This window comes from Bacillus sp. FSL W8-1143 (assembly GCF_037965155.1).
GTDB lineage: Bacteria > Bacillota > Bacilli > Bacillales > Bacillaceae > Bacillus > Bacillus pumilus.
In genome coordinates this window covers 1,657,230-1,683,135 of the sequence record NZ_CP150182.1, presented here as the reverse complement: position 1 = coordinate 1,683,135, position 25,906 = coordinate 1,657,230, and the positions used below count along the sequence as shown (strand labels likewise).

Annotated in this window: 19 protein-coding genes; all 19 read right to left on the bottom strand. The window is 40.6% G+C overall.

All coding sequences use genetic code 11. The features are described 5' to 3' along the window. Positions 1-145: 145 nt before the first annotated feature. The gene (locus NSQ36_RS08320) at positions 146-3,190 is read right to left on the bottom strand and encodes an efflux RND transporter permease subunit (protein WP_339207177.1); all 3,045 of its coding nucleotides are present in this window, start codon (positions 3,188-3,190) and stop codon (positions 146-148) included. Between the two features lie 202 nt (positions 3,191-3,392). Next, on the bottom strand, positions 3,393-3,653 hold the full coding sequence (gene spoVS, locus NSQ36_RS08315) for a stage V sporulation protein SpoVS (RefSeq protein WP_003211281.1): 261 nt from the start codon (positions 3,651-3,653) through the stop codon (positions 3,393-3,395). A gap of 201 nt (positions 3,654-3,854) precedes the next feature. Continuing rightward, positions 3,855-4,649: a TIGR00282 family metallophosphoesterase gene (locus tag NSQ36_RS08310; RefSeq protein ID WP_003212177.1), complete on the bottom strand. Its 795-nt coding sequence runs from the start codon at positions 4,647-4,649 to the stop codon at positions 3,855-3,857. An 88-nt stretch (positions 4,650-4,737) separates the two neighbouring features. Then, positions 4,738-6,300 (bottom strand): ribonuclease Y, encoded by a 1,563-nt coding sequence (gene rny, locus NSQ36_RS08305; protein ID WP_003211958.1) that lies wholly within the window; start codon positions 6,298-6,300, stop codon positions 4,738-4,740. Positions 6,301-6,533: 233 nt separating this feature from the next. Continuing rightward, positions 6,534-7,709, bottom strand: a complete 1,176-nt coding sequence (locus NSQ36_RS08300) for a serine hydrolase domain-containing protein (RefSeq protein ID WP_137054611.1) — start codon at positions 7,707-7,709, stop codon at positions 6,534-6,536. 141 nt (positions 7,710-7,850) lie between these two features. After that, the gene (gene recA, locus NSQ36_RS08295) at positions 7,851-8,888 is read right to left on the bottom strand and encodes a recombinase RecA (RefSeq protein WP_050944976.1); all 1,038 of its coding nucleotides are present in this window, start codon (positions 8,886-8,888) and stop codon (positions 7,851-7,853) included. Positions 8,889-9,065: 177 nt separating this feature from the next. Next, the gene (locus NSQ36_RS08290; RefSeq protein ID WP_034620034.1) at positions 9,066-10,316 is read right to left on the bottom strand and encodes a competence/damage-inducible protein A; all 1,251 of its coding nucleotides are present in this window, start codon (positions 10,314-10,316) and stop codon (positions 9,066-9,068) included. 16 nt (positions 10,317-10,332) lie between these two features. Beyond that, complete coding sequence (gene pgsA / locus NSQ36_RS08285) at positions 10,333-10,914, bottom strand: CDP-diacylglycerol--glycerol-3-phosphate 3-phosphatidyltransferase (RefSeq protein WP_003211136.1); 582 nt, start codon at positions 10,912-10,914, stop codon at positions 10,333-10,335. Positions 10,915-10,989: 75 nt separating this feature from the next. Further along, positions 10,990-11,901: a helix-turn-helix domain-containing protein gene (locus NSQ36_RS08280; protein WP_003212257.1), complete on the bottom strand. Its 912-nt coding sequence runs from the start codon at positions 11,899-11,901 to the stop codon at positions 10,990-10,992. Positions 11,902-11,924: 23 nt separating this feature from the next. Continuing rightward, positions 11,925-12,716, bottom strand: a complete 792-nt coding sequence (locus NSQ36_RS08275; protein ID WP_003211480.1) for a DUF3388 domain-containing protein — start codon at positions 12,714-12,716, stop codon at positions 11,925-11,927. A 131-nt stretch (positions 12,717-12,847) separates the two neighbouring features. Next, positions 12,848-13,105 carry a DUF3243 domain-containing protein gene (locus NSQ36_RS08270; RefSeq protein ID WP_003211590.1) on the bottom strand — a complete coding sequence of 86 codons (258 nt, stop codon included), beginning with the start codon at positions 13,103-13,105 and terminating at the stop codon, positions 12,848-12,850. Between the two features lie 73 nt (positions 13,106-13,178). Continuing rightward, positions 13,179-13,907 carry an SDR family oxidoreductase gene (locus NSQ36_RS08265; RefSeq protein ID WP_106028933.1) on the bottom strand — a complete coding sequence of 243 codons (729 nt, stop codon included), beginning with the start codon at positions 13,905-13,907 and terminating at the stop codon, positions 13,179-13,181. Positions 13,908-13,938: 31 nt separating this feature from the next. Further along, positions 13,939-17,058 carry an MMPL family transporter gene (locus NSQ36_RS08260; RefSeq protein ID WP_327840692.1) on the bottom strand — a complete coding sequence of 1,040 codons (3,120 nt, stop codon included), beginning with the start codon at positions 17,056-17,058 and terminating at the stop codon, positions 13,939-13,941. Then, the gene (locus NSQ36_RS08255; protein ID WP_339207175.1) at positions 17,036-17,512 is read right to left on the bottom strand and encodes a MarR family transcriptional regulator; all 477 of its coding nucleotides are present in this window, start codon (positions 17,510-17,512) and stop codon (positions 17,036-17,038) included. Before NSQ36_RS08255 ends, NSQ36_RS08260 begins: the two co-directional genes overlap by 23 nt. A gap of 152 nt (positions 17,513-17,664) precedes the next feature. Further along, positions 17,665-18,957: a pitrilysin family protein gene (locus tag NSQ36_RS08250; RefSeq protein ID WP_106028935.1), complete on the bottom strand. Its 1,293-nt coding sequence runs from the start codon at positions 18,955-18,957 to the stop codon at positions 17,665-17,667. Beyond that, positions 18,954-20,234 (bottom strand): pitrilysin family protein, encoded by a 1,281-nt coding sequence (locus tag NSQ36_RS08245; RefSeq protein ID WP_335364963.1) that lies wholly within the window; start codon positions 20,232-20,234, stop codon positions 18,954-18,956. Before NSQ36_RS08245 ends, NSQ36_RS08250 begins: the two co-directional genes overlap by 4 nt. 145 nt (positions 20,235-20,379) lie before the next feature. Next, positions 20,380-23,496: an MMPL family transporter gene (locus NSQ36_RS08240; RefSeq protein ID WP_339207172.1), complete on the bottom strand. Its 3,117-nt coding sequence runs from the start codon at positions 23,494-23,496 to the stop codon at positions 20,380-20,382. Positions 23,497-23,813: 317 nt separating this feature from the next. Further along, positions 23,814-25,046: an MFS transporter gene (locus NSQ36_RS08235; protein WP_339207170.1), complete on the bottom strand. Its 1,233-nt coding sequence runs from the start codon at positions 25,044-25,046 to the stop codon at positions 23,814-23,816. A gap of 99 nt (positions 25,047-25,145) precedes the next feature. Next, positions 25,146-25,871, bottom strand: a complete 726-nt coding sequence (locus tag NSQ36_RS08230; RefSeq protein ID WP_050944992.1) for a GntR family transcriptional regulator — start codon at positions 25,869-25,871, stop codon at positions 25,146-25,148. Positions 25,872-25,906: the final 35 nt, after the last annotated feature.

Below are 25,906 nucleotides of genomic sequence, written 5' to 3'. Positions count from 1 at the left end.
TCCCAATGAGATTTTAACACGTCTTATTTTCGTCGTAAATACCATTGTCTACTGCAAAAAGACAAATGAACACTCCACATATTTTTTTGGATATTTTTCTAAAAAAAAAGCAAATCCCCATAGAAAAGGAGATTTACTTTTTGATTCACCGTCTTTTTGAAACGGCAATATATAAGGCTGGCACAATTAATAGTGTCAAAATTGTTGAGAAAAAGACACCCGATACAATGCAGATTGCCAGCGGCTTAAAGAGCGGATCATTACTTAATGCTACAGGCATTAGGGCAACAAGTGCCGTAAATGCTGTTAGTAAAATTGGCCTAATCCTTGCTCTTCCCGCTTCAATGACAGCTGTCTGTTGATCGAATCCCTGCTTACGCCGCTGCTCAATAAACTCGAACAAGACAACCGCATTTCGGACCACGATACCAGCTAATGAGACAATTCCCATTGTTGCCATAAAGCTGAACGGTGTTTGTGTGACAAATAGTCCGATAACAGCTCCAGATATCGCTAAGTAAACCGTTCCTAGAACTAATAGTGGAAGCATCAATGAATTGAACTGGAAAGCGATGGTCACATAAATGAGAAGCAAGACAACCCCAAATAAGAGACTAATTTCAATAAAGAACTTGGTTTGATCTTCATTTTCTCCGCCTTGAGAAATAGCTAGATCCTTCGCTGCATCTGTTTTTCCTACTTGATCGACGACTTCTTTCATGTCGTCTTTAAACGACTCTGACGTGCCAGGGTACGCCTTCAGCGTAATGGTCGGAATTCCATTTTCATGTGGAATGCTTTCGTACTGCTCTGTTTCTTTTTCTTTTACATATCGGCTAAGTGGCTCGAGTGAAGGCATACCGCCTTCATTTGAATTGACAGGCACTTTTATTTCTTTTAGCTTTAATCCATTTTGATGTGTACCTACATCCTGTTTGACCACTAAATCGATATCTTTTGTTCCTTGTTTAAAGCTGCCTAATGGCATGCCTTCTGTCACAAGACCGAGCTGTCTGCTGACAAGCTGAGCGCTGAGGCCATCCTCTGCCATTCGGTCACGGTTTAGTTCAAAGGAGATCGTTTTTACCGGCTGATTGACATCGTCAGTGATCAAGCTCGCTCCTTTTTCTTTCATTTCACTTGTGAGCGTTTCTTTGACATCAATGAGCTTTGCAAAAGAGTCACCCGCAATGGTTACTGTCACAGGTGCACCAGTTGGAGGTCCTTGAACAATGGTTTTCATAAAGATATCAGCATCTTTAAATTTCTTACGCAATGGCTCTGTCATACGATCGATCAATTGTTTACTCGTCATCTGATCATTGTCTACTCTCACGACAACCTGACCAGTATGATCACTTGCATTTGAGATACTTTCATTAAACAGGTTCGGTACACCGCCGCCTGCAAAGATCGCCGTCTCTTCAATGCCTTTCTGCTGTTTCATCTCTTGTTCTATTTTCTCTAATGTTTCATTTGTTTTGTCTAATGTTGTTTCACTTGGAAGTGTGACAGTGACAACCACTTCTTTCTTATTCGCTGCAGGGAAAAATTCAAATGGTGTGACGAAAATTAGTAAAAAGGCAAGCGTTGCAACAAGCAAACCACTTAGCCCAATAAGCAGCGGACGCTTCACAATGTTCGTCAGCACGCGGTCTGCATAAAAATCAGCTAATTTTTTTAACGGTTTGCCTAGGAATCCTGGCTCTTTTTGAATTTTCTTGTTCTGTCTTTTTCGGTTCACGGTATATTGGTAGACTGGCACTAGTGTCAGAGAAATCACCATAGACGCAAGTACAGTCGTTACGAGGACAGACGGTAATGCTCGTATAAATGAACCGTTTGCACCTGATAGGAAAACAAGTGGCAAGAAAGCAAACACAACCGCAAGTGTTGAGGTCAAAATAGACCCTGCAACTTCTTTGACCCCTGCAATCGTTCCTTTCAGCGGACTTTCATATTTTTTCATCTGCCTTAAAATATTATCGTTGACGACAATGGCATCATCGACAAGTATCCCTAGGGCAATGATAAATCCGATAATTGATATCTGATTGAGGTCCACTTGTAAAAATGGCAGCGGAATCGTTCCGATTGTGATTGATAATGGGATGGCAAGTGAAACGATAAACGCACCGCCAATGGTCAGACCAAGTGTGGTGACAACAATAACAGCGATGACCGCAACAATGGCTTCTTTTATCAAATCATTAAAAATGGCATCCACTTCACTTTTTTGTGAATAGTAGTTTACCCACTCGACACCACTTGGAAGCTGCTTCTCTTTCTCAATAACATCACTGACTTTGTCATACATTTTAGGAATATCAAGCCCTGGTTTGATATTGACTGTAAATGAATAGGCAGGCTTTCCGTTATACGACACAATGTCACTTTTCTCTTTTTCTACTTCTTTTAAGCTGCCAAGCTGACTGATTGTGACCGGTTCACGGTTCGTTTTGGAGAAAAGCTCAAGCTTTTTCACTTGATTCAAACGGTCGTAGGCATCGATGGACAGCTTAACCTTCTCGCCGCCTGTCCGAATGTCGCCTAGTGGAGATGTGTCAAATTCCTGATTGATGGCATTTGTGACATCCGTTACACTTAACCCTTCATCCTCCAGTTTACTTGAATCTAAGTTTAATACCGCTTGCTTGTCATTGAATCCTTTGATGACGACACTGTCTACCCCTTTGATGTCCTCAACCTTTTCCTTCAACGCACGCAGCGATTCCTGACTTTTTGCTAAGTCTGCTGATTGACTTGCCACAGCCATATAAGAACCAACCGGCACGCTGCCAAACTCATCCTTTACATCAGGCTCCATCACTCCATCAGGAAAGGACGACGCAGCACTTGTGGTTTCGTTCTTAATTTGACTTGCCACCTTTTGAAAGTCGGCTTGATCATCAATTTCAAGCACAATATTTGAAAACCCAATGGCAGAAACAGAGCTCGTTTTCTCTACACCATTGATATCAGATATGGCTGATTCGAGCTTATTGGTTACATCACTTTCCACCTGTTTTGCATCCGCACCTGGGAACACGGTGGAAATCGTGACGATATTCGCTTGGAATTCTGGCAGTTCTCGCTTAGGAAGCTGCGTAAATAAATAGCCGCCTGCAATGAGAACAATAAAAAATAAAATAAAAACAAGCTTTCCTCTTTTCAAAAAAGCTTCAATCATTATTTCACCTACTTAAATATTTATTTTTGATGAAGTATTTTTAACTTAATCTTAATTTATCATCATGGTGAAAAAATGCAAGCTCTAATATGTCATTTTTATCTATTTCATGAACTGAATTTGTTATATAAGAAATGTATAGTGGTAAACAAAAACAACCTGCTTACATGATGTAAGCAGGTTGAAAATAATAAAATTAGAATTATCGTGGCTCAACAATCAATTTGATGGCTGTTCTTTCTTCTCCATCGATAAGAATGTCAGTAAAGGCTGGAATGCATATCAAATCCACTCCACTTGGTGCAACAAATCCCCTTGCTATGGCTACAGCCTTGACCGCCTGATTCAGCGCTCCAGCGCCGATTGCTTGTATTTCCGCTGCACCGCGTTCACGTAAAACGCCTGCTAATGCTCCTGCTACTGAATTCGGATTTGACTTTGCTGAAACTTTTAAAATTTCCATTTCTGCTCCCCCTTAAATTTACAATGGATAAGTGAGTGTTCATTAGAACAATCTTTGTTAGATGATGCTATTTTTTGAAAATCCATCCCCAAAATGTTTTTCAAAAATAGCAGGCTACCTACCATTTTTACTATATTCACGATAGAGGGCGCATATTCCTTCTTTCTGATTAATATTTTTCTGAAATAAATATGTGAACATTTATTCAAAGAAAATATGGTCATCATTTATCAAAATTCGATCAATTTTGACAGCTTTTTTCGACTGTTCGTCAATTTCTACGATTACTGCACTTAATGTCGTGCGTCCTTCCGCAATCTCAAAACGGACTGGAAGACTCGTTTTGAATCGTTTAATAATCGTCTCCCGATCAACACCTAAAATGCCATCATAAGGTCCTGTCATTCCCACATCTGAAATATACGCAGTTCCTTTTGGCAAAACGCGGTTATCTGCTGTTTGAACATGTGTATGCGTTCCAACGACACATGATGCACGGCCGTCTGTATACCAGCCCATCGCTAGCTTTTCACTTGTGGCTTCACCATGAAAATCAATAAAAATGAACGGTGTACGTTTAGATGCTTCCGCAATTAACTCGTCTACTTTTTGAAATGGGCAGTCAAGTGGGGGTAAAAAAGTACGTCCTTGCAAGTTGATGACGGCTAATTCTTTCCCTTGTTTTTTGATAAACGTCAGACCTTTACCAGGTGTACCTTCTGGGAAGTTCGCCGGACGAACCATGTTGGCTGCGTCATCAATGAAATCAAAAATGTCTCTTTTATCCCATGTATGGTTGCCCATTGTGAGCACGTCAGCTCCTGCTTGCAGCAGTTCATGATAGATTTTTTCAGTGATCCCTTTTCCATGAGCAGCATTTTCTCCATTGACAATGGTAAAGTGGGGCTGATATTTCTTCTTTAGCTTTGGCAAGTATTCTTTCAGTGTGTCTCGTCCAGGTGAACCGACAATATCTCCAACAAATAATATTTTCATGCGCTTTGAACCCTTTCTCTTATAAATTGACTTCTTATCAGTGTTGCATATTTACACAAAAAAATAAAGCGGCGCTAAGCGCACCGCTCTATTTTGCATACTCTACTGCGCGAGTTTCTCGAATGACCGTCACTTTAATGTGACCAGGGTAATCGAGCTCGTCCTCAATCCGCTTACGAATATCCCTTGCTAGACGGTGAGCTTCAAGATCATTAATTGAATCCGGCTTCACCATAATACGTACTTCACGTCCAGCCTGTATCGCAAACGATTTTTCAACACCTTCATAAGATTCAGAGATATCTTCTAATTTCTCAAGTCTCCGAATGTAATTTTCAAGCGTCTCACTTCGTGCACCAGGGCGTGCTGCAGATAATGCATCTGCTGCCGCAACAAGAACAGCGATAATAGATGTCGGTTCTTGGTCACCGTGGTGAGAGGCAATACTGTTGATGACAACAGGATGCTCTTTATATTTCGTCGCAAGCTCAACGCCAATTTCTACGTGGCTTCCTTCTACTTCATGATCAATGGCTTTTCCAATGTCATGCAGAAGACCTGCTCGTTTTGCAAGCTTTGCATCTTCTCCAAGCTCTGAAGCCATGAGACCTGCAAGATGTGCAACCTCAATTGAATGCTTCAGGACATTTTGTCCATAACTTGTACGGAATTTTAAGCGACCGAGAATTTTGATGAGGTCCGGATGCAGACCGTGAACTCCGACTTCGAATGTCGTTTGCTCACCCATCTCACGGATATAATCATCGACTTCACGGCGTGATTTTTCCACCATTTCTTCAATTCGTGCAGGATGAATGCGGCCATCCTGGACTAGCTTGTCCAGAGCTATCCTCGCTGTTTCACGTCTAATCGGATCAAAGCCCGATAGGATAACAGCTTCAGGTGTATCATCTATGATCAAGTCAATACCTGTTAACGTTTCTAACGTACGGATATTTCGTCCTTCACGTCCGATAATACGACCTTTCATCTCATCATTTGGAAGATTGACTACAGATACCGTCGTTTCAGCTACATGATCAGCTGCACAACGCTGTAACGCAAGTGAAAGAATATTTTTCGCCTTTTTATCAGCCTCTTCTTTCGCTCGGTTTTCAGATTCTTTCGTCATGACTGCAATGTCGTGGGAAAGCTCATTTTCAACTTGATCCAGAATGATTTGTTTCGCTTCATCTCGAGTTAAACTTGAAATACGTTCCAACTCGGCTTTCTGCAAACGAATCATATCATCCACTTTGCTTTCCATCTCTTCAATATGTTGTTGTCGTTCATTCAGAGAATGATCTCTCTTCTCCAACAGGGACTCCCGTTTATCTAAAGATTCATCTTTGCGATCAAGATTTTCCTCTTTTTGAAGTAAACGGTTTTCTTGTCTTTGAAGCTCATTACGTCTTTCACGAACTTCTTGCTCCGCCTCTACACGAAAGGAATGAATTTCATCTTTCGCTTCCAAGAGCGCTTCTTTCTTCAATGCTTCCGCATCACGCTTTGCATCCTCAACAATTTGTTCGGCCATGTTTCTTGCGCCGGATATTTTTGCTTCTGCAATGGTTTTACGAACAAAGTAGCCAACAACTAAACAGATTAGGCTCAGCAAAATGGAGATGATCGTAAACATCGTAGGCGACATATTTTCACCTCCTCTTGCTATGAACTTGGTTTTACAAATAAAGTGTCGGCATGTACATTGTTTTGTGTCTCAACATACAGGGCCTTCACAGGGAATGAGATCCTCACTGCCCTTGTCAAGTTTAAATTAGTTATCAATCATGTTAAGAAAAACAAGTGATACATTTCCATTGTAATTGTGTCGGAAATACTTGTCAAGCTTGCTATCTTAACGTTTGCAAAAGCAGATCAGAATTATTCTTGATTCAGCAGCTGATATATTATATTGTTCACTTGGCCCAGTTTCGTGTTATTTTGAATGTTTGACAACAATACAACAATGGTTTGTCCAGATTTGCTAAAGCTGTTCAAAATGTTGAAACCCGGCATGACACCATGGTTTGAATAGCTGCCGGGAGCAACATAAAATCCCATTCCGTATGTGGAGCTACTTCCTGGCGTAAACATCTTTTTATAGCTCTTCTGCGAATACAGTTTGCCGTCTATCAGTGCTTGGTCAAATTTGCACATATCTATAGCACTCATATAAATATCTCCAGCACCATACAGCTGAGATAGATCAGGCATATACGGTGTAATCATTCTGCCGCCTTTCAGTTTATACCCTACAGCAGGATAAGGGTTTTTTTCATATGTTTTGTAAAAACCTGCATGCGTCATTCCTGCCGGTTTAAAAATATGATTCGTTATATATTGTTCATAGGACTCACCGCTTACTTTAGCAACAATATAAGCAAGAACAGAATAGTTGGAATCCTTGTATTCCCATACGCCCGGCTGACGATTAATTCCCTGACGTTCTATATCTTTTATTAAATTGTCCGGAGTAATTGCGCCGTTTCCTTCAATATGTCCGTTTATTCCCGATGTATGTGTAAGCAGATTTTTCAAGGTAATCTTTTGTCCGTTAGGGAAATGAGGTAAATACATGCTTACCGGATCACTTGTCTGAAGTTTCCCCTTTTCCTCAAGCTGCAAAATAGCGGTTGCTATCAGCGCTTTTTGTGACGAACCGACATAAAAAGATGTCAATGGATTATTTTGAATTTTTTGTTTACGGTCTGCATAACCAAAACCTTTATTTGTTACGATTTCTCCATTTTTAACCATCATGGCTGTTCCGCTGAAACCGATCTCATTTAAATAGCTGCTGATATTTTGATTGCGGTCCACTGTTTTGATTTGTTCCTCTGATTTTTTGACGGTTTTCTTTTTGACTTCTTTTTTCTGGCTAGTACTTGAAGCTGCTGCAGTTTGTTGAAACGGGTTGTTCTCTTCACTATTTCGATGAAGCACATTCCACATCGTTAAGTAAATCATCGCTGCTAAAAAAACAAGCACAAGTTTTCCCCTCTGATTTGGTTTTCTCTGTCTGCGTTTTGCAGTTCTACTGCGGGTTGGGCTTGTCATTACCTTTTCCTCCCAAAATAAATCCCATTTTATATTTTAGACGGATGAAGTACTGAAAAAGTTGTCGAAAGTTTTTTGCAAAATTAAAAAGGCTGAGTTTTTTCACCCAACCTTTTGTATCATTTCATACTGATTTTATTTTTATTCTAATTCTTCTAGCGCCTCTTCAGCTTCCTGCTGCGCTACTCCGTTATTATCCAAGCCGTAATGTTCGCGAATTTGCTCCTGAATCATTAGCATGATATCTTTGTTTTCTTTCAGGAACTGTTTCGCATTTTCGCGGCCTTGTCCAAGACGTTCCTCTTGGTAAGAATACCAAGCACCGCTCTTTTGTACGATATCTAGTTCGCTTCCAAGGTCGATGATTTCGCCCTCTTTTGAAATTCCTTCACCGTACATAATGTCTACTTCTGCAATACGGAATGGCGGTGCTACTTTGTTTTTCACTACTTTAATTCTCGTTTTATTCCCCATAATGTCATTGCCCTGCTTCAGCTGTTCAGCACGGCGCACTTCTAAACGAACAGATGAATAGAACTTCAGCGCACGTCCACCTGGCGTTGTTTCAGGGTTACCGAACATGACCCCAACTTTTTCACGAATTTGGTTAATAAAGATGGCAATGGTTTTTGATTTATTAATGGCACCAGATAGTTTACGAAGTGCTTGGGACATCAAACGTGCTTGTAGACCAACGTGTGAATCACCCATGTCTCCTTCAATCTCTGCTTTTGGTACAAGAGCAGCTACTGAGTCAATAACAACAATGTCAACTGCACCACTGCGGACAAGAGCTTCTGCAATTTCAAGTGCTTGTTCTCCTGTATCAGGCTGAGAAAGTAACAACTCATCAATATTGACACCTAGTTTTTGAGCGTAAACTGGATCGAGCGCATGCTCTGCATCAATAAATGCAGCTTGTCCTCCCTGCTGCTGAACCTCGGCAATGGCATGAAGTGCTACTGTCGTTTTACCAGAACTCTCTGGACCATATACTTCAATAATACGGCCACGAGGATATCCACCTATTCCTAGTGCAGTATCAAGTGCTAACGAACCACTCGGTACTGTTGAAATACGTGTATCTGTTCGCTCTCCTAGTTTCATAATAGAGCCTTTACCAAACTGTTTTTCTATTTGTTTAAGAGCCATATCTAAGGCTGCTTGACGATCACTCATTCTATTGTTTCCTCCTTTATCAATTCCACTATCTATACTATACCTTGTTTCACCTCATTTGCCAAGAAAAAAAACGAACACATATTCGATTTTTTCTTGGCAGATTTTTAAGAAAAGAGTGATTTCTATTAGAAAAAACACTCTTTTATAAAGGAGTAAACCTAACAAAAAACAAAATTAACTTTCTTTTAATAAATTGAGCAAGTGATGCAGTCCGTATTTCACAGCGCGCTTTCGAATGCCCGACCGGCTTCCTGTAAACATCCATTCAAACACGTCTGTATGGTCTTTCGTAGATAGCCCGATGAACACTTTTCCGACAGGCTGTCCCTCGTGGGTATCAGGGCCTGCTACACCCGTAAAGCTAATGCCAATATCACTTCCCGTAAGCTTTCTAGCACCTTCAGCAAGCTCTAAAGCACACTCTTTGCTAACAGCACCATGAGAAGACAATGTTTCTTCCCGGCAGCCAAGCACCTGCTGTTTGACTTGGTTTGTATAACAAACGATACTGCCGCTTAAAATCGACGATGCACCTTCAAGGTCTGTCAGCCATTCAGAAAACATTCCGCCTGTCAGGCTCTCAGCCGCTGCCACTGTTTTCCCGTGTTCGTGCAGAGCCTTGGAGGCTTCACGGACAAGTGATGTATCACCATACCCGTAGAAGTACTCTCCTACACGCGCTAAAATTTTCGCTTCCGTCTCTTTTAACAGACGCTCCGTTTCTTTTTCATCCTTATGCTTAGCCGTGAGCCTAAGTGTCACTTCACCGTCAGATGCGAGAGGTGCAATCGTTGGGTTGGTTTGAGCATCAATTAAATCTTCTAGGTCTGTTTCAAGCTGTGATTCACCGATTCCGAAAAAGCGAAGAACAACAGACACGATTTTTTCCTTCAAATCCAGTTTCTCAGATATCAGCGGCTTCGCCTCGTTCTCAAACATTGGATGCAGTTCACTTGGCGGACCAGGAAGAAGCATATAAAACGTATCGTTTTCTTGAATAAACATACCTGGAGCCATTCCAAACCGGTTCACGAGCACATCAGATCCTTCTAGGACGAGTGCCTGCTTCCGGTTATTCGGTGACATGTCTCGTCCAGTCTTTCGAAAGTATTCTTGAATGGATTCAAATGCTTCTTCATTTAGCACGAGCTCTTTTCCAAGCGTACTCGCGATGGTTTCTTTTGTTAAATCATCTTTCGTTGGTCCAAGACCACCTGAGAAGATAATAAAATTCGATCTTTCCTGCGCCACTTGAATGGCCCTTTTTAAACGCTCTGGATTGTCACCAACTGCTGTATGGTAATAAACATTCACACCAATTTCAGCCAGCTGTTTGCTGATGAATTGTGCATTCGTATTCGTAATTTGCCCTAGCAATAGTTCGGAACCGACTGCAATAATTTCTGCTTTTCTCTCTGACTTCAAAGCGTACACGTCCTTTTTAGTTAGCATTCTTTAAAGCTTCCCAGTTTTTCACAAAGTAATCCCAGCCTGACACAACAGTGAAGAACACTGCTACCCACATCGCAAGGTCACCAAACGGGAATGATACAAGTTCGAACGGCAGGTTATGCAATAGAAGAGCTGAAATCGCAATGATTTGCGCCCATGTTTTCACTTTTCCAAGCATATTAGCTGCTACCACTTCACCGCCTCCGGCTAGTACAAGCCTTAGACCAGTTACAGCAAATTCACGGCTAATGATCACAATCGCCATCCATGCCGGCGTGAGGTTGTACTGAACAAGTATAATTAAAGCAGCTGAAACAAGCAATTTATCTGCAAGCGGATCTAAAAATTTACCAAAATTCGTCACTAAGTTCAGTTTACGCGCATAGTACCCATCAATCCAGTCCGTTGTCGAAGCAACAATAAACAGGATTGCTCCAACAAGATGTGTCACTTCGATGCTGACGTGACCAAAACGCGCAACGCCCCAATCTAAAGGTGCAAGCATAATAATCATAAAAACAGGGATCAAGGCGATCCTAGAAAGAGTTATTTTATTCGGTAAGTTAAACATGAATTTCAATCCTCCAATAAGCCATTTTTTTATGTATATATAATAGTAGGAACAAAAGAAAAGTCATCTACTTGCTTAAGATGACTTTTCCTTTCCTTTATTCACAATCACAATGTTTTGTGTCATGGTGTTCTTAGGGTCTAATTCGTACTTAAGCGTCTCGTCATTCACCTTAATATCAATTCCAGTCGCATTGCCTAGACGGATATCGACCTGAGAGAGCTCAGACAAGTCTGTTTTAAACGATTCGCCATCTTTAAGTTCACCCATTTTCAGCACTTTTCCAGATTCGTCTCTGACGCGCAGCCAAGAAGCTTTTGTAGCAGAAATGGTTAACTCCATCTCATCTGCGCCTGACACTTCATACGTTGTCGTTGAGCCTTCTGTATTCGCTGCCTTCAAAGAGACCGTTTCATCGTCTTTGGATGAATCCTTTGATGAGTCATCTTTTTTAGATGATTTTTCTTGATCATCTGACGAAGCTTTTTCTTTTTTCTTTTGATCCTTGGCAAGAGATGAATCCTCAGATACTTCATACTTAGATTCTGACTGCTGAGGAGCCGTCTGGTTGTTCTTCTGTCCGCTATCATGATTGACCGCCTGCACGATGACATAAATGATCGCGATGACCACAAGGACGCCTCCAATAATCAAGATGGTCGGCAGCAGCTCAAGCACCTTCGAGGCAGGCTTAGGCAGCTCTCTTTGCGGCTTAATATTTGATAATTTATCAGATACTTCATCGTTATATGTGCTCGGCACATCTTTACGAAATTCTTCGAACAATTGTTCAGGATTTAGTCCAACGGCTTCGGCATATTGTTTAATAAATGCTCTGACGTAAAATTTACCTGGAATAATATCATAGTTTCCTTGTTCGATTGCTAGCAAGTAGCGCTTTTGGATTTTGGTCACCGTCTGAAGATCCTCCAGCGACATCCCTTTTTCCTCTCTGGCCTCAATGAGCCGTTTTCCCAATTCAGTCAAAACAAACACCTACCATTACCATATTAAAAATCGAAGCCAGAAAAACCAGAATGATCAAACACTTGTGGTTCTTCAGCGTGCTCATATGTAATCTCTTCGTCTGCACTATTACGCAATTCAATGATATAGTCGAAATCATCCATTGTATATTCTGAATTTTGAATAAAGATGTCTGGATGCTCAACTACTTTTGTTGCCGGCAGTCTCATAATTTCTCTTAAAAGCTGCAAGTGCTTCTCAGAACCTCTTCGCGTCGACACAATACCATCAATAATAAAGACGTTATCTGGGCTGTATTCATCCGCAATCAGCTGACTTCGGATCGTCTGTTTCAAAAGAGTCGACGATACAAATAGCCATCTCTTGCTGGCACATACACTTGAAGCCACAATTGATTCTGTTTTTCCGACACGCGGCATCCCGCGAATCCCAATCAATTTATGTCCTTCTTTTTTAAATAGTTCTGCCATAAAATCAACAAGAAGACCAAGCTCGTCCCTTTCAAATCGGAACGTCTTTTTGTCATCTGCATCACGCTGAATATATCTGCCGTGACGAACCGCTAAGCGGTCACGAAGTTTTGGCTGTCTTAATTTCGTTACTTTTATCGTTTCCATTGTATTTAAAATTGATTCAAGGCGCTTAATTTGATCTGTATGGTCACAGCGCAAAAGCATTCCGCGTCTTGATACATCAACACCATTAATTGTCACAATATTAATTGAAAGCATCCCCATTAGAGATGAAATGTCTCCTAAAAGTCCGGGACGGTTTACCTGTATCTCATATTCAAAATACCATTCGAGCTTTGCCAAATGATATTACCCCCTTCATTGTGGCAAATTTTTACCTTCCTATATCATAAAGCATTTTCACATTTTTAGAAAGCACAATGTTGTGAAACAGTTAAAATAAAAAGAGAGGCACAAACGACCCCTCTTTTTGTTTAGTGCGAGCTATTATTTTCAACCAGTTTGACCATCATATTGGCAATTGCGCGCTGCTCATCTTCTGATGCAACGCTCCAAAGGTCAGCAAGTACTCTTTCTTGCTCGTTCTTTGCTTCAACTTCGTTAGCTAAATATCCGCCAATTTCATACGCAAGGTTATTGATGGTATCATCTTTTAAGCCTTTATCCTGCGCATGATTTAAGCGGTCACCTAAAAAGTTTTTCCAATGGTCCCAGTTCTCAAGTACTGACATGTCGATTCCTCCATTCGAAAAGATGAATTACAGCCATAGCTTTTGTCATGGAGTTACGAATTATACACGTTATTTAACAGTACCAGCCTCCATTAACGGATAAAATTTGACCTGTCATATAACTTGACTGCTTTGAGGCGAGAAACCAAATGACATCTGCAATCTCCTCAGGTGATGCAAGCCGGCCAAGCGGGATTTCTTCCTCCAGCATGTCAATATCTTCTTGTGTGAAGCTTTTCATCATGTCTGTATGGACAGCACCTGGCGAAACAGCATTTGCTCTAATTCCACTTGGGGCAAGCTCTTTTGCCAGACCTTTAATAAACGCATTTTGCGCCCCCTTTACCATGCTATACAGCACTTCACACGATGCACCTGTTTCTCCCCATATTGAGCTTACCGCAACAATATGACCTGCTTTTTTTTGAATCATGGCTGGCAATAGGTGCTGGGTGAGCTCATATGGACTTGTGACATGAAGCTGCACCATACTGGCTAATACGTCTTTTTCTGTATCTGTCACTAATCCGACATGACTCTTACCGCTATTTAATACAAGAATATCTGGACATACAGGCAGACGGCTGACGAGCTCATCTGCGCCGCCCGTTTTAGCTAAATCCGCTTGAACGACATGCGTCTGAATATGACATGTTTCTTCCAGCTCAGCGGCAAGCTGCACGGCTGTCTGTTCATTTTTGTGATAATGGAGTATCACATGGCAGCCTTCCTGGGCAAGCTTTTTTGCCGCAGCCTGCCCAATCCCGCCACTGGCACCTGTTATCAGCGCCCAACGACTCATCACATGGATTCCTACTTTCTATTTGAAATATCTATTCTTTTCGTTTAAATGGGAACCAGTTCGCTGATCCGAACAATTTCACCATCACAGGTACGAACAATGGTAGCACAACGAGTGCGTACAGCAAAAGTCCTGTGAGAACAAGTGTTGCAATCTGCAGGAGAGACAGCACTCCTGAAGGAAGCATGGCTGCAAATGTTCCTGCCAAAATAACAGCAGCAGACATAATGACAGAGCCCATATTCTTCATTGATTCGGTCATCGCAAACTGAATGTCTTTTGTTTTGTATTCATTGAACCTCTCCATTAAGAAAATCGAATAATCGACTCCGAGCGCCATTAATATGACAAATCCAAAGAATGGAACCGCCCAGTTAATCCCCGGATATCCGAAGAAATGAGTGAAAATAAATTCTGTCATTCCGATAGCTGTAAAGTAAGTCAAAATAAGTGAACCTACTAAGTACAGCGGCATCACAAGCGAACGGAACAGGATCACCAGGATGAGGAAAATACCGATCATCATGTAAAGAACCGTCTTATTGAAATCTTGGTCTGACAGCTGTTTTAAATCAGCGTTCATACTTGATACACCTGAAACGCCGAATGATGCATCTTTTAAATTTGTTTCAGGAAGTGCCCGCTCGACAGAAGCTTCTACTTGTTTGATCGTCGACAAGGCTTCATTACCATATGGATTTTTTTCTAAAATGACATCAATCTTTGTCATCTTGCGGTCATCCGACATGTATGAATCAAATACTTGCTTAAATGCTTTATTTTTCAGCACATCTTTTGGGATAAACCAGCCGGCCATGTCTTGATCTGGTGCATTTTTCAGTTCGTCTAAGTAGTCACCTGCACCCATTAATCCGCTTGAAATTTTCTCTAAGCCATCGACGCTTTTGTTCAGCCCATCTGTCAGTTTGGTCAGGTCATCACCAAAGCCGCCAATCTTTTCTTTCATTTGTTTTTGACCATCAATCACTTGCCCGGCACCATTTGCAAGCTTTGGCATATTATCAGCTATTTGCCCTTGACCTTTAGACGTTTTATCCAATCCAGTTTCAATTGCATCTAAGCCAGCAATGAGTTCATCGATTTGACTCGTCAAGACTTTTTGCTGCTCTTTAGCTTTTGCGATAAAGGCATCCGCTGCTTCAAGCTGTTTTCTAGCTTCTTTCGCTTGTTTGGCATAGCTGTCTGCCTGTTTTGCGCCTTCTTGCAAGGTCGTAGAAAGTTCATTATATGAAGCTTTGATGGCTTGATACGATTGATTTTCTTTCACTTGCGGAATTTGTTTTTCAAGTGTACTAAATTGTTTATTTGCTTGTGTGATTAATGCTTTTACATCTGCTGCGGCAGAGGAGGACGTATCAACCTGCGCCAATGCTGCCTTTAATTCTTTGGAAATGCTTTTATACAGCGACACTTGCTGATTTACTTGTGCGACTTGAGTCGTTAATTCTTTTTTCGCACCTTTAATTTTTTCTTTAATCTGTGCAACACCGTTTTTGTTTTGATCGATTCCGCCTTGTAAATCTCTTAACGATTTTTCGATGTTTTGAATGCCTGTTTTCACTGATTCTGTACCAGAAATCAATTTGTTAATGCCTTTTCCAGATGATTTGATTTGCGGCGTTTGATCCTCAATGGATTGACTCATTGTCGTCAGTGCATCTTGGATTTTTTTCAAGCCTTCATTACTTTTATCAAGTCCGGTATTTAGTTCTTTTGCTTGTGATTTCACGTATAGATCACTCAGCCCTTTACCGACAGGACGTGTCGCACTTCTCACTTTACTTACGCCATCTGTTTGTTCAATTGCACGGCTGAGTTTTTCAACAGCAATCAGCCCTTTATTGTTGTCTAACAGATCAGCTGATTTCACAACAATCGTTGCAGGTAGAGCTTCTCCTGGTCCAAATTTGTCAGAAATCGTATTGAATGCATTGACTGATTCATATTTATTACCGATTTCATCTAAGCTATTATAAGAAAGCGTTCCTTTATACATGAGAATGGGCGGAAGCGTAATGATTCCTACGATTAATAAACTGAAAAGTGGTTTTTTAAATGAAAAGCGTCCTGCTGTTTCCCACATTTTTGACTGCGGATGCGCAATATCACCTTTAATCGGCCAAAATAACACTTTACCTAAAACCGCCATAAAGAACGGAACAATCGTGAGAAGCGCCACAATGAGCACAGCGACACCAACTGCTACTGCAACAGCCGATTTATAGAGCTGAAACTGTGCCAGGCCAATACATGTAAAACCGATGAGCACAGCAATTCCGCTGAATAAAACAGTCTTTCCTGCTGTTTTATACGTAATGAGAATTGCCTCAATTTTATCTTTACCGTGTGCGATTTCTTCTTTAAAGCGGCTGAGAAGTAGAATGCAGTAGTCCGTTCCTATTCCAAACATGATCGCGACCATGAAAATTTGGGTAAAGGTCGAGAGCGGGAAGTCGAGATATTTAACTAAATAAGCCACGATGGATTGACTCACCAAGTAAGACAAAGCTACTGCGACTAATGGAACGAAAGGCGCCACAGCTGATCTAAAGACAAGGACAAGAACGATAAGAATAAACCCAATCGTAATGAACTCAGTTTTCTTCAGACCTTCTTGCGAGCTTGTGATCACGTCATCATCAATTAACGGCTGTCCTGTCATTTCATATGTTAGATTTAAGCTCTTCAGCTTTTCATTGACTCTTTCTTTAAAATCGGAAGCTTTGATTTTGTTTGAGTCATATGTAACTGGAACAAGGAGCGTCGTGCGATCTTTAGAAAGCATCTGTTTTTTGATATCTTTATTGGCGTCAAAATAAGAAGTGATGTCCTCGACATGTAGATCTTGGTCCTTTTCTAAAATCTCCATTGCCTTTTTTAAAGATGTTTCTCTTTCTTTGGCAATGTTCTTTTCTTGAAAGACAATGACAATTGATTTTTCTGTATCACCGTTTTCAGACATTTTCTTTAATAACTGATTTGCATATGAGGACGGATAGCCGTCTGGTACTGAAATTTGCCCTTTTTCTTTTGTTAATTGCGCCATATTAGGGGCGGTGATGAGTAACACTGCCGCTAATACGATCCATAAAATCGTGATCAGCCATCTACCCTTTATGATTGCTCTCATTAGTACTTTGTGCCTCCTCTTCGATGATTACTTGATAGATCTTTTCATATGTTTGAATAAATGATTCCATTTCTTTTTCTTCCAGCTTTTCAAAATAAGATCGAACGAGATCCTGAAGCTGCTTTTCCATTCGGCTGACCACATCTTTGCCCTCTGGCGTGACGTAAAGGTGAACATTTCTTCGATCGGCTTTATCGTGCTCACGGACAATATAGTTTTTTGTAAAAAGACGATTGGTCATGGAGGTTACCGCACTTTTATTCACATTGCATACATTTGCAAGGTCAGTAGACGTACATCCAGGATTTAAATTGATGTATCGAAGCGAGTAATACTGATCAAGCGTCAGCTCTTTATCAAGCTTTTCCGTGATCATACTCGATACCTTTTTTTCCATCATAAGATAGACGTCTGCATATCTCTGAATGAGCTGTGCAATTTTATTTTGTTCCATACGCTGCTCCTTTTTTAGTTTAAGTGTTTAACTATTAAAGAGTTTAACTAATGAACAAAATGATTGTCAATGAAAATCCTCACACATCACAGGCTTTTATTCATTAGACATAAAAAAGACAAACTCATGTATCTGAGTTTGTCTCTCTTTATTTATTTGGTTTTCGGGACGACTTTGAAAACGGACATCCGTTCTTCATCAATTTCTTCCTCTAAAATTTGCTGAATGTCGGTTAATTGGATCTGTTCCAGCATAGTCACGACATCAAATAAGCTCATGTCTAAAAATGCATATCGGGTAAATTGGTTTGCAATGTATTCAGGAGAGTTCATCGCTTTTAAAAAGCTTCCGATTTTCTTCTTACGCGCGAGCTCAATTTTCTCTTCTGAGATCAAGTTCTTTGCTTGAAGAAGGGTTTCTTTTAATACTTTCGCCAGTTGATCAGGATCATTTGTGTCTCCGCCAACTGACGTGAAGCCAAAGCCGCCTTCTTCCGTATAATCGTAGCTGAAGGTCTCATCAATTAAACCTTTTTCATACATTTGTTCATATTGTAAGGAGCTTTTACCAAACAGTGTCTCTAAAATGAGATTCATTCCGAGCTCATGTTTTAGCAGCTCATTTCCTTTTTTATGAGGATTCTTTGTTTTCAAACCGAACATACATTTCGAGCCTTGTACGTTCATTGGAAGTTCGTATTCTTTTCGGTACACACCTTCAGGCTCATTGATGTCTTTTCGTTTGATCTCTGGCTGGTCTGTAAATGGCTTTTTCGCCTGATTTGCTCGAACTTGATCTAATATTTGCTTCGGATCAACGGGACCGACAACAAATAGAAGCATATTGCTCGGGTGATAGAACGTTTCATAGCATTCATACAAATGATCTTTTGTAATCGGAGCAATGCTTTCTACTGTTCCAGCTATATCAATTCTCACGGGGTGCTCTTGATATAGATTTTCAATCAGACCGAAGAATAAACGCCAGTCCGGATTGTCATCATACATGTTAATCTCTTGACCAATGATGCCCTTTTCTTTTTCGACCGTTTTTTCAGTAAAATAAGGTTCTTGAACAAAATCAATGAGTGTCTCAAGATTTTGTTCGACATTTGAGGTGCTTGAGAATAAGTAAGCTGTTCTCGTAAATGTCGTAAAAGCATTTGCGGATGCTCCTTGTTTACTAAATGTATGAAATACGTCTCCGTCTTCTTTTTCAAACAGTTTATGCTCTAAGAAATGGGCAATTCCGTCAGGCACTCGAATCATGTCTTCTTTGCCAAGCGGCACAAATTCGTTATCGACAGAGCCATATTTGGTTGTAAAGGTCGCATAGGTTTTGTTAAACCCTTGCTTTGGGAGCACATAGACGTCAAGTCCGCTCTCCATTTTTTCGTGATAGACCGTTTCTTGCAGCTGGTCGAATTGAATTGTTTTCACTGTCATGAAGCACCCTCCGTTCCTTTAAGAAAATAGGTCGTATCCCATTCGATTTTCTGACCCACTTTGATGATGTCCTCTTTTGTCACTCGGTCAAGTGCTTCTAAAAAGGAATCAAGCGTTTCCCCTGTTGGCACAACGGCATGCTGATACAGGTATTCCGCTGTCCCATAAGATGTATCGATCGTTTCAAGAAGCTGATTTTTGACGACAGCTTTTGTTTGGTCAATCGCTTCATCTGAAAAATCACCTTTTTGCATCGCTTCAAATTGTTCTTTAATGATGTCTACTGCCTGCTGATAGTTGCCGACTTCAATCCCTGACATGACCATCATCAAGCCTTTAAAGCTCTCAAGTCTAGACACAGCGTAGTACGCAAGACTTGCTTTTTCCCGAACATTGATGAATAGCTTCGAGTGTGAGAAGCCGCCGAATATGCCATTAAACAAATGCAAAGCCGGATAATCGTCATCTGCAATCGTCGTATGCGTGCGAAAGCCGATATTTAGCTTGCCTTGCTTTACGTCTTCTTCGTCGATGACTTCTTTTGCTTCTCTTTGCGTGCTTGCTGATTCAGCGTGTTGTTTAACCGGTTCTCTATCACTTGTTTTGAAGTATTGAGAGACCATTCGGCTGATGTCTTGTTCGTCTACATCTCCCACAACATAAAGATCAAGCTGATTTGTTTGAAGCGCATGCTTATATGCTTCAAACAGCGAATGAGCTGTGATCGTTTCGATATCTTCCATTTCTCCATTGACGTGCAGTGCATACGGTTCACCTTTGCACATTTCCTGCACAAGCCTTAAGTTCGAGTAACGCATTTTATCATCATACACTGCTTGAATTCGCTGTTTTAAAGTGCGTTTTTCTTGATCTACATATAATTGACTAAACGCTCCATTTTCAACATACGGATGGAATAGTAGATCAGATAGTAAGGCAATCCCTTTTTCTAGTAAAGGGGTTTGATCCTTTAAATATTTCTCATTCGCCATTTCCAGGCGGAAGGTAATGATGTGATTCTCCCCTTTTTTCGCCATGTCTGCTGAAACCGTAGCACCATAAAGCTCATCAAAATAAGCACGCAATTCTCCTGTTTTCGGCATTTTTTCTGTTCCTCTTAACAGCACATGCGGGAAAAGTGAACGCATGGTGACGTCATCTTTCGATAGAGGCGCAAGCATTTTAAAAAGGATTGTGACCGTTTTAAATTTTTCTGTTTTGACAATATGAGTATGAAGACCATGTGTGTCTAGTGTCTTCTCTTGTAAGTACGTCATGAGAAACCTCCTTTGTTCATCCTATTTATTATGTATTAGAACATAGCTGATATATACGTAAAACAGCCATTTAATAGACATTATATCAATCAGAGGAAAGGATAGGAAATAAAAACGCCTCTGCTATAAGCAGAGACGCCGGTCGTTATTTCATTCTAAAAGGCCACCAATTCCATTTACCGAAAATACGAACCATGACCGGGATGAAGAGCGGTAATACAACAAAAGCATATAATAAAAGCCCAATGAGTATGACCGTTGCAATTTCAACAAGTGATAATACACCGGACGGCAGCATAGCAGCAAAGGTCCCCGCTAATATCGCGACTGCTGAAATAATGACGGAACCCATATTTCTCATCGCTGATATCATTGATGCTTGCACATGCTCTCCCTTCCATTCATTAAAGCGATCCATTAAGAAGATCGAATAATCAATGCCAAGGGTGACAAGAATGACAAAGCTGAAAAATGGGACAGCCCAGCTGAGACCGTCGTAGCCAAAAAATGTTTTAAAGATCCATTCTGTTAAACCGACGGATGTAAAATACGTTAAAATGAGTGAAAGTGTTAAGTATATCGGCATGACGATTGACCGTAATAATATAATTAAAATGATAAAGATGCCAACTAGCATGAAAATGACCGTTCGAATAAAGTCACCGTCAGATGTTTCTTTTAAATCTACATTTAAACTTGAGATACCAGACACACCGTAATTTGGATTCTTTAACCCGCTGACAGGTAAATATTGATCAAGGGTGTCCTCAATTTTCGCAACGCCTTTCATCGCTTCATTGCTGTATGGATTCACATTTAAAATAACTTCAAAGGTTGTTAATTTACGATCAGGAGACATATACGTATGAAAGATTTGCTTAAATTCAGGGCGTTTCAGCACTTCTTCTGGAATAAACCAGCCTGTTATTTCTTCATCTGGCGCTTTCTGAAGCTGCTTTAAATAGCCGTCCGCCTCTGTGAAGCCGCTTTTGACCTGCTCAAGCCCTTCAATACTTTCATCTAAACCATCTGTTAACAATGTGAGTTTTGATGAAAGCTGGCTAAATCCTTTTTTGATGGCTTTTTGACCGTCTGTCAGCTGGTCTGCGCCATCTTCAATTTTAGGCATTTCTTTAATCAATTGTTTTTGACCCTCATTTGTTTGATCAAGACCGGCATAAATTTGATCCAGTCCTTCCATGAGCGCTTGTACTTGACGTTTTACTTCTTTTTGCTTGCTTGATAGGCTTTGAATCACTGAATCTGCTTTCTTGATCTTTTCTTTAAAGACAGAGGCTTCCTCTTCATACAGACTCATTTGGTCCCCTGCTTGATCAAGCATTCCTTTTGTGTCTTTGAATACTTTCTTTATTTCTTTATATTCATCCATATCTTTTACTTCTGGAAGCCGTTTTTCAAGTGCTTCAAACGATACATTTTCATACGAACTTTTTACTTTTTTAATGGTGGTTATTAGCTGCTGATTTGATTTCGCATGACGTTCCAGCGTACTCACCATTCGTTTAAGCTCTTGAATCATCGCTTCACTGCTTCGATATTCTTGCTCTAATTCCTTTTTTGCTTCTTTGATTTTACTTCGAATGGTTCCGACGCCATCTTTACTGCGCCTCACCCCATCTTCTAAAGAGATCAGGGACACCCTTACTTCTCCAATGCCGCTTTTGATCGCTTTTGTTCCATCAATCAGCTGATCAATGCCTTTAGCGGATTCTTGAATTTTTGGTTTTTGTTTAAGAAGGGCAAGATTTGTTTCGGTCAAACCATCTGAAATTTTTCCGATTCCTTCATGGCCTTTTCCTAATTCTCCGCCCAGCTCTTTTGCTTGAGAGGTGACGTAAAGCTGACTTAGCCCGTCCCCAACAGGCCGAGTGACACTGCGAACTGTTTTTACTTCGTCAATGTCATTTAATTTACGGGTCAGTTTTTCAATTATGACAATCTTTTCTTGGTTATCTAACTTATTGTCACTTTCAACAAGTACATTCAGGGGCAGCGCTTCCCCAAAGCCAAATTGCTCTGATATCGTATTAAATGCAGACACTGATTCATACTTTGTCCCAATCTCATTTAAGCTGTTATAAGAAAGAGTCCCGTCGTACATCAGAATAGGAGGCACCGTAATGAGTGCAACTAAACCTAGGCTGATCAGCGGCCTTTTAAATGAAAAACGCCCAGCCCATTCCCACATTTTACTTTGCGGGTGGCGAATGTTTTCTCTTTTAGATGGCCAGAAAAGGGATTTTCCAAAAACAGACATAAAAAAGGGAACGATGGTGACAAGGGCGATCAGCAGGATACCAACTCCAACAGCAACACTAACGGCTGATTGATACAATTGAAATTTGGCAAACCCAATGCTTGAGAAGCCGACTAACACGGCTAAGCCACTGAAAAGGACCGTTTTCCCTGCACATTTATATGTGATGATAATCGACTCTTTGACATCACGACCTTGACCGATTTCTTCTTTAAAACGGCTTAACAGCAAAATACAATAATCTGTTCCTATACCGAACATAATCGCTACCATAAAAATCTGAGTAAAATTAGATAGAGGAAATTGCATATATTCTACTAGAAAAGCCACAATACAACGGCTGACAGCATAAGAAATGCCGATCGTAATAAGCGGAACAACAGGTGCCAAAATCGATCTGAAAACAATGATTAAAATAAAGAAAATAAAAATGATCGTTATAAGTTCAGTTTTCTTCAGACCTTGTTGAGAGCTTTGAATGACATCTGAATCCACAAATTTTTGTCCCGTCATTTCATATGAGACATGATAGGGCTTTAAAACTTCCTCAATTTGTTCTTTAAGCTTCACAGCTTTTGTTTCGTAGTGGTCGAATTTGAATGGAACAAGAAGTGTACTTTTATCCTTTGATAAAAGTTGTTTTTGAATGTCCGGATCTACATGAAAATACGAAGTAATTCCGTCAACGTGGAGGTCTGGAGCATGTGTCATGAGTGCAGATAAAGCCTTTTTTAATTCCTGCTCTTTCTTTGGGAACAGATGTTGTTCGGAGAATACAATGACACCCGTATCTTTTTTCCCGTTTTGATCTGTGAGCTTATCCAATAAGTGAAGTGCCTCAGCTGTTGGTGTCCCCTCCGGAACCTTTAATTGCCCTTTTTCTCTTGTTAATTCCTCTAAATTGGGCGCAGTAATAAACAGAATCACAGCTGTTATCATCCACACCACTAATACAATCCATCTTGCTTTAATTATTTGCAACATAGCTGCTTCAAGCTCCTTCTAGTTCATCAATCAATTTGCTATATTTGAGCGTGTCTGAAGTGCTGACTGCGTCTCCTTCAACGTGCTAATGGCAGGATGACCTATTCAATTGTCTTTTCGTGTTGAAGAAACACACATTCATCATCACCACGCGAACTCAATTTCCGCCTAAAGAAGGACAGAAAATGAATATTTTTGAACACCTCCCGTTTGGAATAATTTAAAAGATATTACTATACATTAGTTTAACTATCAAAATTTTACATGTCAATTTATAAAAAAGAAAAAAGATGGCAAAATACCGTCTTTTTTCTAGATTAAACCGTTTTTAATTGTTCACTTTCATCCTCTTCATCTGGCTGGATGAAGAAGATGACCAAAAATAGAGAAATAAGACTGCAAATGGTCGAGAGAATAAAAACGATGGAGTCCCCTTTATCCATGAGATAAGCGTAAATCGGAGGTCCTAAAGCGACACCGATAAAACGCATACTGCTGTAAAACGACGTAATGGTTCCGCACTGCTCTTTTTCAATTCCTTCTGTGATCAGGGCATCAAGTGCAGGCAGGACAATACCGATGCCAACACCGCCAATGCTTAAGCAGATAAACAATACATAAAAGCTGTGATTCCACCATAAAAGCATATAGGAAAGTGATAACAAGACCATGCCTACGATTAAAAAGATTCTCATTTTCCCTTTTTCTTTTCCAATTGTTTTCCCAGCAATGTATGAGCTGATGGATAGAAAAAGGAGCGGAATGCTAAGCAGGAGCCCTTTTTTGACACCCTTAATTTGATAAGCTGCCTCTAGGTTATCAGATAAGTAAAAAAGCACACCAAAAAGAAGAAACATAATAAAACCGCCAATTGCAAAAATGGCATACAGCCAGCGTCCCTCATGCTTAAATATGGTCTTTGTTGATTTTAAAAATTCTTTGAATGAAGGTGGGTCCTCCTCTTTTTTCGCGGATTCTACCATGAACAGTACCATGAGAAAGCTGATGATTGAGAAGAGCGGAATAAACCAAAATGGCACAAACCAAAACCATGAAGCCAAAAGCGCCCCAATAATTGGGCTCAATACCTTTCCAGCTGTGTTAGAGGTTTCAATGGCGCCTAGTCCCGCACTGACTTCTTCATCATCATGAAACAAATCTCCAATAAACGGCATCACGACAGGTGCTGCCCCGGCTGAGCCAACACCTTGAAGGACCCTGCCAAATAGAATCCACATGTACGGTTCTTTCATGATCGTTGAGGCAACTGCTGCCACAGCCCCTCCAAGTCCTGCGATTAACAGACACGGCAGGAGTACCTTTTTTCGGCCGATTCGATCTGATAAATAGCCGGCGATCGGAATACATAAGATCGCGACAACGGAGTATACCGTAATAATGAGGGAGACTTGAAAGGAAGTAATGGAAAGTGTCTTTTCTATCTGTGGCAATACGGGAATGAGCATCGAGTTCCCAAGTGTCATGATTAAAGGCACTGATGATAATGCAATAATATTCTTTTTACTGACTGTTTTCTCGCCCAACATCATTCACCCAATTCTATATACTGTTACGTATTAGTGTGGCAAGTTTTACGGGTATTATGTATGGGCAAACAAAAAGCAACCGCTTATGAAAGCGACTGCTCGTTAAAATCGTTTACGTATCACATGAAAGCTGAATTTATCCGCTCGAAAATAATTAAGCGAGTATAAGACCGGCTGATCATCCTGATCATAGTGCATTTGTTTCAGTAGTAATAATGCTGTTTCAGGGTCACATTCTAGTATCGGTGAAACCTGATCGTGGTAGCCGATTGGTTCAATGTCAGCAACTGCATATTTTATCCCGCTATGTGGTTCTCTTCCAAACAGCTCAAAAAGAGACTCTTCTTCATGTGTAAAAGAAGCGGGAAGATGCTTGACCGGAATTTTATCTAAACAGTAAACCACGGGCTGTCCATCTGCCGTCCGAACGCGCTCCATTGAAAAAATCTCATCAGATTCATCACACTGAAAACGAATCACATCATTCTCTGTTGGTTCCCCTTCTTGGGAGGATAAAAAAATGGTACCAGGCGTCATATTGACCTGCTCTATCATTTTCGTGACACTTGCCAGCTGTTCTATGCCTGTTGAAAAGAGTGGTCTTGTGTTGACGAACGTACCCACACCATGCCTTCTAATTAAATATTTCTCTTCTTCTAATATACGAAGGGCTTCACGCAGTGTCGCTCTGCTCACGCCTAAAAGCTTTGAGAGCTCAAACTCAGAAGGCAGCTTTTCTTTTTCGGCATATACGCCTGATTGTATATCTTCTTTAATACGGTCAATCACTTTCAAATATAAATGGCGATTGTCTGTTTTGGTCGACATGTTTTCCCTCCGTCTAATCAATGCAAATGATAAGA